At 29.4% G+C, this 12874-nt stretch carries 13 protein-coding genes and 1 tRNA gene; 8 read left to right on the forward strand and 6 right to left on the reverse strand.

Features of this window, described 5'->3' with window-relative positions; all coding sequences use genetic code 11:
• A partial coding sequence (locus HGB55_RS03960; protein ID WP_168814852.1) for an OmpA family protein occupies positions 1-1590 on the forward strand: 1590 nt, incomplete at its 5' end.
• Positions 1591-1643: 53 nt separating this feature from the next.
• Here the strand turns inward: HGB55_RS03960 and HGB55_RS03965 are convergent.
• The 3 genes from HGB55_RS03965 to xrtF form a co-directional block, all read right to left on the reverse strand.
• Positions 1644-2078, reverse strand: a complete 435-nt coding sequence (locus HGB55_RS03965) for a heavy metal-binding domain-containing protein (protein WP_168814848.1) — start codon at positions 2076-2078, stop codon at positions 1644-1646.
• Between the two features lie 96 nt (positions 2079-2174).
• Entirely contained in the window at positions 2175-2633 is a 459-nt protein-coding gene (locus HGB55_RS03970) for an exosortase F system-associated protein (RefSeq protein WP_168814853.1), read from the reverse strand.
• Positions 2630-3166: an exosortase family protein XrtF gene (gene xrtF, locus HGB55_RS03975; RefSeq protein ID WP_168814855.1), complete on the reverse strand. Its 537-nt coding sequence runs from the start codon at positions 3164-3166 to the stop codon at positions 2630-2632. The genes HGB55_RS03970 and xrtF overlap by 4 nt, the downstream gene beginning before the upstream one ends.
• Positions 3167-3206: 40 nt before the next feature.
• Between xrtF and HGB55_RS03980 the strand changes: the two genes are divergently transcribed.
• The 7 genes from HGB55_RS03980 (at position 3207) to rodA (ending at position 10881) form a co-directional block, all read left to right on the forward strand.
• Positions 3207-3662, forward strand: coding sequence for a GAF domain-containing protein (locus HGB55_RS03980; protein ID WP_168814857.1), 456 nt, complete (start codon positions 3207-3209; stop codon positions 3660-3662).
• 124 nt (positions 3663-3786) lie between these two features.
• Positions 3787-5313, forward strand: a complete 1527-nt coding sequence (gene purH, locus HGB55_RS03985; RefSeq protein ID WP_168814859.1) for a bifunctional phosphoribosylaminoimidazolecarboxamide formyltransferase/IMP cyclohydrolase — start codon at positions 3787-3789, stop codon at positions 5311-5313.
• Between the two features lie 54 nt (positions 5314-5367).
• Positions 5368-6396, forward strand: a complete 1029-nt coding sequence (locus tag HGB55_RS03990) for a rod shape-determining protein (RefSeq protein WP_168814861.1) — start codon at positions 5368-5370, stop codon at positions 6394-6396.
• 31 nt (positions 6397-6427) lie between these two features.
• A complete protein-coding gene (gene mreC, locus HGB55_RS03995; RefSeq protein ID WP_168814863.1) occupies positions 6428-7258 on the forward strand; it encodes a rod shape-determining protein MreC in 831 nt (276 codons plus the stop codon).
• A complete protein-coding gene (gene mreD, locus HGB55_RS04000; RefSeq protein ID WP_168814865.1) occupies positions 7251-7757 on the forward strand; it encodes a rod shape-determining protein MreD in 507 nt (168 codons plus the stop codon). The genes mreC and mreD overlap by 8 nt, the downstream gene beginning before the upstream one ends.
• Positions 7758-9614, forward strand: coding sequence for a penicillin-binding protein 2 (gene mrdA / locus HGB55_RS04005; protein WP_168814867.1), 1857 nt, complete (start codon positions 7758-7760; stop codon positions 9612-9614). It abuts the gene before it with no gap.
• Positions 9604-10881, forward strand: coding sequence for a rod shape-determining protein RodA (rodA, locus tag HGB55_RS04010; protein WP_168814869.1), 1278 nt, complete (start codon positions 9604-9606; stop codon positions 10879-10881). Before mrdA ends, rodA begins: the two co-directional genes overlap by 11 nt.
• Positions 10882-10948: 67 nt before the next feature.
• On the opposite strand, the gene rpsT is transcribed toward rodA, so the two are convergent.
• From rpsT to proS, 3 genes are all read right to left on the reverse strand, one after another.
• Positions 10949-11200, reverse strand: a complete 252-nt coding sequence (gene rpsT / locus HGB55_RS04015; RefSeq protein WP_168814871.1) for a 30S ribosomal protein S20 — start codon at positions 11198-11200, stop codon at positions 10949-10951.
• 25 nt (positions 11201-11225) lie between these two features.
• A tRNA-Glu gene (locus tag HGB55_RS04020) sits at positions 11226-11297 on the reverse strand.
• An 84-nt stretch (positions 11298-11381) separates the two neighbouring features.
• Positions 11382-12857, reverse strand: coding sequence for a proline--tRNA ligase (gene proS / locus HGB55_RS04025; protein ID WP_168814873.1), 1476 nt, complete (start codon positions 12855-12857; stop codon positions 11382-11384).
• Positions 12858-12874 lie beyond the last annotated feature (17 nt).

Here is a 12874-nt window from a genome sequence, read left to right on the forward strand (position 1 = left end):
GCTTTTTCATTCAATATAAAATGTGAAAATACCTATAAGATTGTTGCTGATAATAATGAATACAATTCTAACACCATTACTTTTGAAACTGATAAAAAACGTGATATCTCTATTTCTAAAACATTAGAACTTACAAAACTTGATTGCAACCAAATTGTTAACGGTTCAATTCTAGATAAAGAAACTAAACTGCCTTTAGCAAATACACAAGTTACTTTGTTTGAAAATAATAATGAAGTCAACAAAATAACTACAGATTATAAAGGAGCTTTTTCATTCAATATAAAATGTGAAAATACCTATAAGATTGTTGCTGATAATAATGAATACAATTCTAACACCATTACTTTTGAAACTGATAAAAAACGTGATATCTCTATTTCTAAAACATTAGAACTTACAAAACTTGATTGCAACCAAATTGTTAACGGTTCAATTCTAGATAAAGAAACTAAACTGCCTTTAGCAAATACACAAGTTACTTTGTTTGAAAATAATAATGAAGTCAACAAAATAACTACAGATTATAAAGGAGCTTTTTCTTTAAATTTAAATTGTAATTCTAATTATAAAATTGTTGCAAACAATGAAGAGTATAATTCTGACTCTGTTACACTTAACACTAGTAAAATTAGAGATGTTATTAATAATATCACTATTAATCTATCTAAAAAAATATGCAGTCAAACAATTACAGGAATTATTAGAGATAAAACAACAAAAAACCCTTTACCAAACACAACAATCTCATTATATAAAGACAATGAAATAGTTGATACTTATACTGTTGGTAATGATGGAATTTATCTTTTTAAATTAGAATGCTCTTCTAATTATAAACTTACAGTATTTAAAAACAATTATTTAGAATCATTTAAACTCAAAACTTCTACTCTTCATAATAGAACATTGACTTTGCATATTGATATTGAACCTTCAGTTTGTGTTCAATATATCAATGGTATTGTAAGAGAAAATATTACTGATAATTTTATTCCAAATGCCAAAGTAATTTTATATAATAATTCAAAAGAAATTGAACAAACAATAACAGATTCAAACGGATCTTTTTACTTTGAAATTGAATGCAATAAAACGTATACTGTTTATACTGAAAAGATAAATTATACTAAAACTCAACAAAATGTAATTTCTAGTGGTAAAAGTGGTTATCCACATAATATTGATTTGGCAATAGAGCCAATTATAAAATTGAAAGAAAAAAATGGTATAAAATATATCGAAACAAATCCTATACTTTTTGAACTCGATGAATATAAAATTATAGATGGTGCAAAAACCGAATTAAATAAAGTTATTTTTAATATGCATCAAAATCCAGCTATTAAAATTGAAGTTAACTACCATACCGATAGCCGCGGTCCAGATGATTATAACTTAGAATTAACAATAAACAGAGCTAATGCAACTAAAGATTATTTAGTTTCGAAAGGTATTGATCCTGATAGAATTATAGCAAATGGTTATGGTGAAACTCGATTATTGAATAACTGTAAAAACAATGTTAAATGTTCTGATGCTGAACACGAAATTAATAGACGTACCGAATTTATTGTAATTAAAAATTAAAAAAAAACGCTTAATTTTAAAATTAAGCGTTTAAATACCTTTCCTTTGGCTTACTATGCTTTACAGCTACACTTACTAGATGAACACTGTTTTGAGTTAGAAATAACCTCAGCTTTACACTCACATTTACCCGGTTCACATTTACCACACTCTTTAGTTTTTGAAGCTACTTCAGCTAAACATTGACATTTTCCATCTTCACATTTACACTCTCCGCTTTCTAAACATTTACAGTTTTCAGCATGTTTCACCTCCTCAGTATCAGTTGCTTTCATTTTTAAGTCCATTTTACACACCGGACATGAACCCGCTTCAACATACGTTTTACCTTCTTCACAATCCATTGGACATTGGTAAACATCTTTTACAGCTACTTCTTCTTTTACTTCAGTTTCAGCTTTAACTTCTTCTTTTTTAGTTTCTTTACAAGCTGTAAATGACACCGTAAATAAAAAAATTGCTGCTATTACAAAAATTGATTTTTTCATTTCTTAAATTGTTTTGTTTTTAGTTTTAATTATTTTACACTTATAAAAATGTAATTTATTGTCGACTAAAATAATAAAATTTGATTGAGTATTGTATTATCTTGATTTTTTTTTATGTTTCACTTCTTTTAGTTTCAATTTCTGATAGTAAAATGCAGGTAATAAAATGAATAAAAATAAGGGTTGTATTAAAAATCGTCTCACATAAAACAGCAACATTTTACTTTCTTCACCATTATATTTCAATAAAATATATAAGATTATACTAAGAGTTATAAAAGAGAAAACATAAAATTTTATAGAAAAAACTACAGCTTTTCTTTCTTCAATTAAAAGAGAGATAATAGCTAATGAAATTATAGTATTAATTAAAAATCTAAGAAGTATATTTAAAAAGTATCTCGTGTAATTTATTTCCGGAATACTGGTTTGCAAATAATCAAATTTAAAATAATCTATTAAAGGATCGTAAAAGTAAGGTTGTAAAAAAGCCCTTACTGCAATTAGTAAAAAAAAGAGTATACTTAAAATCAATATTTTTGAAGTTTTACTCATTTATTAATTTTTGCAAATCTTTTGATCCAAATAAACCACAATAAAAAAGTAATTCCATAAATTAAAACAGGAAATACTATTTCATGTAATACATTTTGGTATTGGGGATATTCATACAAAGCAATTGCGATTACAGCAATTCTAAGAATATTGAAAAAGTAAATAATTAAACTTCCAAAAAGAATGTATAAAAAGGTAGTTTTAAAACTACTTGCAAAAGCGATAATAAAAGCTATAAATAGAATAATTATACTAATAGAATTACACCCTTCAACCACACGAGCAATAAAATAGCTGTTTAGTATCAACTTTACAGAAAGTTCTTCCTCGTGCTGTTCAATTTCAGAATCATATCCCAATAAATTAAGTAAATAGTTAGATTGCTCAGCAACAGTTGTTGTTATAGGAGCACATTCAAACATTCCGGTTGTTCGTTGGGTTTTGTTTAAATAAAATGAATACAATAAAAATAACAGCGCATAAGTGCCAAAAAATTTAATTAAAAATATTACAACCGTTTTATTGTTACGCACCCAAAAAGAATTTTAATTTTGCATAAAACTACAAATTAATATGAATATTATTCAACTAAAAGAGTCAATTACAAAAATTACAGAAAGTTCTATTTCTACTTCTGAAAAATTACAAAGTATTTGCAATTACTTAAAAGAAGAAATCAGTTATTACGATTGGGTAGGTTTTTATTTTAAAAACGGCAATAAAAACGAGTTAAAATTAGCAGAATTTGCCGGCGAACCAACCGAACACACCATAATTCCTTTTGGTAAAGGTATTTGCGGGCAGGTAGCTGTTAGTAATCAAAACTTTGTTGTGCCTGATGTATCCGCTCAGGACAATTATATTTCGTGCGGATGGAAAGTTAAAAGCGAAATTGTTATTCCAATTTTTGTAAATGGTGAAAACATCGGTCAAATTGATATAGATTCTCATACGGTAAATCCTTTCACAAAAAAGGATGAAGAACTACTTGAGTTCGTGTGTAAAAAGGTATCAACATTTTACATTTAAAAATAACACAAATATTTATATTTCAACATGTTAACTACGTTAATAAATTAATTAAAATAATTATTTTTATTATTGCTAATACTTTTTGTAATTGTTAGCTTTGCCTTAAACAACAACACAACAAATGATTACTACAAAAAAAGCAAAAACCGCACTCATTTCTGTATTTAGTAAAAATGGCTTAACTCCAATTGTTCAAAAATTAAACGAACTTGGCATTACAATATATTCTACAGGAGGTACAGAAACATTTATTAAAGAACTTGGAATTGAAGTAATTCCTGTTGAAGATTTAACATCGTACCCTTCAATTTTAGGAGGAAGAGTTAAAACACTTCACCCCAAAGTTTTTGGAGGAATTTTAGGAAGACGTGAAAATGAAAACGACTTAGCTCAATTAGATCAATATGAAATTCCGGAAATTGATATTGTAATTGTTGACTTATACCCTTTTGAAAAAACGGTTGCTAGTGGTGCTTCAGAACAAGATATTATTGAAAAAATTGATATAGGTGGAATTTCGTTAATTAGAGCTGCCGCCAAAAACTTTAAAGATGTTATTTGCGTTTCATCTATGAACCATTATGCCGAATTCTTACAATTAATTACAGAAAATGAAGGCGAAACTACTATACAACAACGTAAAAACTTTGCAGCTAAAGCATTTGCAGTTTCAAGTCATTACGATACTGCAATCTTTAAATATTTAAATCAAAATGAATTGGCTTTTAGAGAAAGTTTTGATGCTGTTACAACACTACGTTATGGAGAGAATCCACATCAAAATGGATATTTCTTTGGAAATTTAGACGAGCTTTTTGAAAAACTTCATGGTAAAGAACTTTCTTATAATAATTTATTAGATGTAGATGCCGCAGTAAATTTAATGGAAGAATTTAAAAATGACACCCCTACTTTCGCTATTTTAAAACATAACAATGCTTGTGGTCTTGCTCAAAGAGAAACTTTAAAACAAGCTTATATAGATGCTTTGGCCGGTGATCCAACTTCAGCATTCGGTGGCGTTTTAATTTCAAACAAAACAATTGATGCTGAAACCGCTTCAGAAATTCATAAGTTATTTTGTGAAGTTGTAATTGCTCCAAAATACAGTAATGAAGCCTTAGAAATTTTAAAAGGCAAAAAAAACAGAATCCTTTTAATTCAAAAAAATATTGAATTACCTAAGAAACAATATAGAACTGCTTTAAATGGTGTTCTTTTTCAAGATAAAGACAACAAAACTGATGATGCCAGCGTTATAAAATTTGCAACAATAAAAGAACCAACAAGTAGAGAGCTAGAAGATTTATTTTTTGCATCAAAAATATGTAAACACACTAAATCCAACACCATTGTTTTGGTAAAAAACAAACAGCTGTATGCAAGCGGAACAGGTCAAACAAGTCGTGTTGATGCTCTAGAACAATCAATTTCAAAAGCAAAACATTTTAATTTTGATTTAAATGGTGCTGTAATGGCCAGCGATGCTTTTTTCCCATTTCCTGATTGTGTTGAAATTGCCGGTAAAGAAGGTATTAATGCTGTAATTCAACCTGGTGGCTCAATAAAAGATCAATTATCTATTGATTATTGTAATGAAAATAAAATGTCGATGATATTTACAGGAACTCGTCATTTTAAACACTAATTTTAGTAACTTTGTGAAATTTCAAAATTTCTAATTAAAAAAGAGTAAATATATATGGGGTTTTTCGACTTTATGACTGAAGAGATTGCTATTGACTTAGGTACAGCAAACACATTAATTATACATGAAGGTAAAGTAGTTGTTGATGCGCCGTCAATAGTAGCAAGAGATAGAAGTACCGGAAAAATTATTGCAACTGGAAAAAAAGCCAGTTTAATGCAAGGAAAAACTCATGAAAATATAAAAACAATTAGACCATTGAAAGATGGTGTAATTGCCGACTTTGAAGCTTCAGAACAAATGATTAAAGAATTTGTTAAAGAAATTCCTAGTTTCAAAAAAAGATTTTTTACTCCTTCGTTAAGAATGGTAATTTGCATTCCTTCAGGTATTACTGAAGTTGAAAAACGAGCAGTTATCGATTCTGCAGAACATATGAATGCTAAAGATATCTATTTAATACATGAACCAATGGCTGCAGCTATAGGTATTGGTATTGATATTATGCAACCAAAAGGAAACATGATTATTGATATAGGTGGAGGTACTACTGAAATTGCTGTAATTGCTTTAGGTGGTATTGTTTGCGACAAATCAGTAAAAGTAGCCGGAGATGTATTTACCAGCGATATAGCATACTATATGAGAACACAACACAATTTATATGTTGGTGAACGTACTTCCGAAAAAATAAAAATTCAAATTGGTGCTGCAACAGAAGATTTGGAAACTCCTCCTGAAGATATGCTTGTACAAGGACGTGATTTATTAAGCGGAAAACCAAAGCAAGTTCAGGTTTCATTTAGAGAAATTTCAAAAGCATTAGATAAATCTATATTAAGAATTGAAGATGCTGTAATGGAAACGCTTTCTCAAACTCCTCCTGAATTAGCTGCAGACATATATAATACTGGAATTTATTTAGCCGGAGGTGGATCAATGCTAAGAGGTTTAGATAAACGTTTATCCAGAAAAACAGACTTACCTGTTTATGTTGCAGAAGATCCTTTAAGAGCGGTAGTTAGGGGTACCGGTATTGCATTAAAAGATCTGGAAAAATACAAAAATGTGCTAATGAAGTAATTTATTACTACACACTTAGAGTTAAATATTTATGCAGCAACTATTTTATTTTATAAGAAAATTTAGATACTTTCTGCTGTTTATAGTTTTAGAAATTTTAGCTCTTTTTTTTACCATTCAACATCATTCATTTCATAAAAGTAAGTTTGTAAATTCTGCAAATTTCCTGTCAGGAGGCATATACAAAAAGGTTAATTCAATCAATGAGTTTTTTAATTTAAAAACTGAAAATCAAATTTTATCAGAAGAAAATACACGATTAAAAAACTTACTTGAAAAAAAGAAAATCAATTTATCTTCTGAAAACATTACAGTTATTGATACCTCACAATATTTTCAAAAATACGAGTATATCTCAGCTAAAATTATCAATAATAATTTTACTAAAAGAAATAATTTTTTAACCATAAACAAAGGCTCTAAACATGGTTTAGTACCTGACTTGGGAGTTATAAACAGCAAAGGGGTTATTGGAATAACTAAAAATACATCTCCAAATTATGCAACTGTACTTTCTATTTTAAATAGCAGTTCAAAACTTAATGTACGTTTAAAAAACAGCAATCATTATGGAACTTTAATTTGGAACGGAAAAGATTATAATATTACTCAAATTGCTGATATACCAAGGCAAGCTATAATTAAAATTGGAGATACAATTATAACGGGAGGTAGATCGGCAGTTTTTCCGGAAGGAATAAATATTGGTGTTATTAAAGATTTTAAATTTGAAAATAGTCAATATCAAGAAATCAATGTATTGTTATTTAATGATATGAGTTCAATTGGTCATGTACAAATTATTAAAAATCTTCAAAAAACTGAACAAATTAATTTAGAGCAAAGCTCTGCTAATGAATAATTTACTATTAAATAATACTTTACGTTTTATAGGCTTAGTACTTTTACAAGTATTGGTTTTAAATCATATAAATTTATTTGGACACATAAATCCAATGATTTATATAGTTTGGGTATTTTTATTTCCGGTTAGAAAAAACAAAAGTCTTTTTTTAATACTTAGTTTTTTATTGGGTTTAACCGTTGATTTATTTTCAAATTCCGGTGGTATAAATGCTTCGGCTACTCTATTTATAGCCTATTTCAGGCTACCTATTTTAAAAGCAGTTTTAAAAAAATCAGATTTTGACAACATACTGTTTAATTTAAGGGCGATACCATTTCCTAAAGCATTTTTATTTATCTTAATTTTAACAATAATTCATCATTTTATTGTATTTAGTTTAGAATATTTTAGTTTTAACGCTTATTCAGAAATAATTTATAACACAATTTTAACAAGTGTTTTTACTATAATTATAAGTATTTTAGGTATTATATTGTTTACTAAAAAGAAATAAATGAAACGACCCGGATTATTATCTTTTTTAATAATTTTTATTGGGATAGCCTACATTATAAGATTGTTCTATTTACAAGTAATAGATAACTCTTACAATATACCTACATTAAATAATTCTGCCGTAAAAATAACTTATGATTATCCTGAAAGAGGTTATATTTACGATAGAAATGGAATATTATTAGTGGCTAATCAACTATCGTATGATATTATGATTATCCCCAGAGAAGTTAAACCTTTAGATACAGTTGAATTTTGTTCTTTATTAAAAATTACTAAAGAAGATTTTATAAAAAAATATACTAAAGCAGTACATTACTCAACCAGAATTCCTTCAACCTTTGTTCAACAATTATCTAAAAATGATTTTGCTTTTTTACAAGAAAAAATGCATAAATTCAGAGGATTTTACATTCAGAAAAGATCTTTAAGACAGTATCCTATAAAATCTGCTCCAAATGTTTTAGGTTATATAAGTGAAGTAAATGAGCGAATGATCGAAAAAAATCCTTATTATCAATTAGGAGAGTTAATTGGAACTGCCGGAGTAGAAAAAACCTATGAAGACGATTTACGAGGCACAAAAGGTGTTAAATATATTCAACGCAATAGATTTAACAAAGAAATTGGTCCATACAAAAATGGCATTTATGATACATTAGCCATTCCCGGAAATGATATATCACTAACCATCGACACAAAATTACAGCAATACGGAGAAGCATTAATGGCAAATAAAAGAGGTGGAATTGTAGCAATAGAACCATCGTCTGGTGAAATTTTAGCTTTAGTTTCTACACCAACTTACGACCCTAACCTTATGGTGGGTAGAGAACGTTCTAAAAATTTTACAAAACTTTATTTAGACAGTATAAGCAAACCTTTATTTGACAGAGGTTTACAAGCGCAATACCCGCCAGGATCTCCTTTTAAAATTTTCACAGCATTAGCAGCTCTTCAAGAAAAGGCAATTGACACACATACTAGTGTAAAGTGTTTTGGGGGTTATAAATATGGAAGTGGAAAAAATGCATTTATGAAATGTCACTGTGGAACTTATGGTAGTCCCGTTGAACTAAACAAAGCCATATACCGTTCATGCAATAGTTATTTTGCAAATGCTTACAAAAGAATTATTGAAAAACACGCAACTCCTTATGAAGGAATGAATGCGTGGAATAAACATGCAGAAAGTTTTGGCTTGGGGAATTATTTAAATAACGATTTATCGGTTGGAAAAAAAGGACTGATTCCGGACGGAGATTATTACAATAGATATTACCCAAATGGTCGCTGGAGAGCATCAACCACAATTTCAAATTCAATTGGTCAAGGTGAAGTATTAACTACCCCAATTCAACTGGCCAATTTAACTGCAACAGTGGCAAACAGAGGTTTCTATTTCACACCACACATTGTAAAAAAAATAAAAGGTAAAGAAATAGATAAAAAATATACGGTTCCAAATTATACTACCATTGATAAAAAATATTTTGAACCTGTTATTGAAGGCTTATTTGATGTGTTTGAAAATCCAAAAGGAACTGCGAGTTGGTCTAGAGTTAAAGGCATAGAAATATGTGGTAAAACAGGAACTGCTGAAAATCCTCACGGACAAGACCATTCAATATTTATAGCCTTTGCACCTAAAGATAATCCTAAAATTGCAATAGCTGTTTTTGTTGAAAATGGTTATTGGGGTTCTAGATGGGCCGGACCTATTGCTACTTTAATGATTGAAAAATACTTAAATGGAGAAACGTCAAGACCTTGGGAGGAAGAACGTATGCTTAATGGAAGTCTTCAAGATGAATATGATAAACAATTAAAAGAAATTACGGAAATTGAGGAGTAAAAAAAATAACATATTTTATGGAATTGATTGGGTTTTAGTCCTATTTTACTTTGTACTCGTTTTTATAGGATGGATAAATATTTATTCCGCAACTATTACTGAAGATCAATTAGGGTTAATCAATTTATCTAGTGAATATGGAAAACAAATTATTTGGATTGGACTTAGTATACCGTTAATAATTTTTATATTTATGTTTGAAGCTAAGTTTTATGAAAAATACGCTTCAATACTATATCTTATTTCACTTACATCACTTGCTGGTCTTTTTATTTTAGGTAAAAATATTAATGGGGCTACATCTTGGTATAATTTTGGAATATTTAGTTTACAACCTTCTGAATTTGCTAAGGCTGCAACTGCTTTAGCTATGGCAAAACTAGTGAGTGATAAGCAATTTAATTTAAAAAAATTTAACACTCAAGTACAGGCTTTACTTATTTTATTTTTTCCGGCAATATTAATTACTTTACAACCGGATCCGGGTTCGGCGTTGGTATATACGGCCTTTATTTTTGTTTTATACCGAGAAGGTCTGCCTGCATATCATATCACAATTTCTTTTATAGCTATTTTATTATTCATAATCACTCTTACTTTTGGGTATATAAACACATTGATTGGATCCTTCTTAGCATTTTTATTAATTCTTCTATTTTTCAATTTTTACAGAAAAAAAGCTTTTAAAAAAGGATGGCTAAAAATTATAGGTGTTTATTTAGTTTCAGCATTATTTATTTTTAGTGTAGACTTTGTATTTAATCATGTGTTTGAACAACGTCACAGAGATAGGTTCAATATTTTACTTGGAAAAACAAGCGATATTAAAAGTATTGGCTACAATACAGACCAATCTGTAACTACAATAGCTTCGGGAGGATTATTTGGAAAAGGATTTTTAGAAGGTGAACGTACACAAGGTGATTTTGTGCCAGAACAACAGACAGATTATATTTTTACTACAATAGGAGAAGAATGGGGTTTTATAGGTAGCTCTTTAGTAATTATATTATTTGTACTCTTTTTATTAAGAATTATTCAAATTGCTGAAAGACAAAAATCTAAATTTAGTAGAGTTTACGGATATAGTATAGCTGCAATTTTCTTTACCCATGTAACCATTAATATTGGAATGGTAATAGGCATGTTACCGACTATTGGAATTCCTTTACCCTTTTTTAGTTATGGAGGTTCTGCTCTTTGGGGATTTACAGTTTTACTTTTTATCTTTATAAGATTAGATGCAAACAGAACCTACGAATGGTAATAAAATCTGTTTAAAAAACAAAAGCATCCTTATATAAGGATGCTTTTATATATATTTTTTAAAAAAATTATAACGCTGCTACGTGCTTAGCTAATTTAGATTTTAAATTACCTGCTTTATTCTGATGAATAATATTCTTTTTAGCAAGTTTATCAAGCATAGCTACAACTTTTGGAAATAATTCCTCAGCTTCTTTTTTATCAGTTGTTGCACGTAAATCTCTAAGAGCATTACGTGTTGTTTTATGCTGATATTTATTGCGTAACTGCTTAGCGCTATTACTTCTAATTCTTTTTAATGCTGACTTATGATTTGCCATTATAACTTTTATTAATATTTTTTTGTAGTCCGTAGGGGAATCGAACCCCTGTTACCAGGATGAAAACCTGGCGTCCTAACCCCTAGACGAACGGACCATTTTCTTTTCGACGTTTCTATTTCGTCATTGCGGATGCAAAAATACAACTATTTTTTATTCTGCAAAATTTTTTTAAAAAAATTTAATATGCTTTTGCAAATAATACTCTTTGCTGTGATTTATTCCCTGTTAAAATACATTTTCCTTCTTCAACTTCATTGTTTAAAGGTATACATCGTATAGTCGCTTTCGTAAGCTCTTTTATCCTTTCTTCCGTTTCTGCTGTACCATCCCAATGTGCTGATACAAAACCTGTTTTTGTATTTAAAACTTCTTTAAACTCTTCAAAAGTATTTACCTCTGTTATATGAGACTCTCTAAAATCAAAAGCTTTATCAAATAAACTTTTTTGAATATCTGTTAAAGTTTTCTCAACGTAATCAATTACATCAATTTGTGATATACTTTCTTTTGTTAATGTATCTCTACGGGCAATCTCCAAAGTTCCATTTTCTAAATCTCTCGGACCCATTGCAATTCTTAATGGTACGCCTTTTAATTCGTATTCAGCAAACTTCCAGCCTGGTTTATATGTAGTTCTGTTATCATATTTTACTGAAATTCCTTTATTTCGTAATTCTTTTACAATTTCATTTACCTTATCGGTTATTGCGTCTAATTGTTCATCTGTTCTATGAATAGGAACAATTACAACTTGAATTGGTGCTAAGTTTGGAGGAAGTACTAAACCTAAATCATCGGAATGTGTCATTACTAAAGCTCCCATTAGCCTAGTTGAAACTCCCCAAGAAGTAGCCCAAACATGTTCAAGTTTCCCTTCTTTTGAAGTAAATTTAACATCAAATGCCTTTGCAAAATTTTGACCTAAAAAATGTGAGGTACCTGCTTGTAAGGCTTTTCCATCTTGCATTAAGCCTTCAATGCAATAGGTTTCTACTGCTCCGGCAAAACGTTCACTCTCGGTTTTCAAGCCTTTTATAACCGGCATCGCCATAAATTTTTCAGCAAATTCAGCATATATATCTAAAATTAATTCAGCTTCCTCAACAGCTTCTTTTTCTGTAGCATGAGCTGTATGTCCTTCTTGCCATAAAAATTCTGCAGTACGTAAAAACAAACGCGTTCTCATCTCCCACCTAACCACATTTGCCCATTGATTTATCAATAATGGCAAATCTCTATACGACTCTATCCACTTACGATAGGTATCCCATATAATAGTTTCAGATGTTGGTCGAACAATTAGTTCTTCTTCTAACTTAGCTTCCGGATCTACTATAACTCCACTTCCATCTTCAGCGTTTTTAAGTCTGTAATGTGTTACAACAGCACATTCTTTTGCAAAACCCTCTACATGAGCTGCTTCTTTACTTAAATATGATTTTGGTATAAATAAGGGGAAATAAGCATTTTGATGACCTGTTTCTTTAAACATTCTATCTAATTCTGCTTGCATTTTCTCCCAAATCGCAAAGCCGTACGGTTTAATTACCATACATCCTCTAACCCCTGAGTTTTCAGCTAAATCAGCCTTTACTACAAGTTCATTATACCATTTGGAATAGTCAGTTTCTCTCTTTGTTAAATTCTTACTCATAATCAAAAGTTTGGCAT

The organism is Lutibacter sp. B1 (assembly GCF_012524075.1).
GTDB lineage: Bacteria > Bacteroidota > Bacteroidia > Flavobacteriales > Flavobacteriaceae > Lutibacter.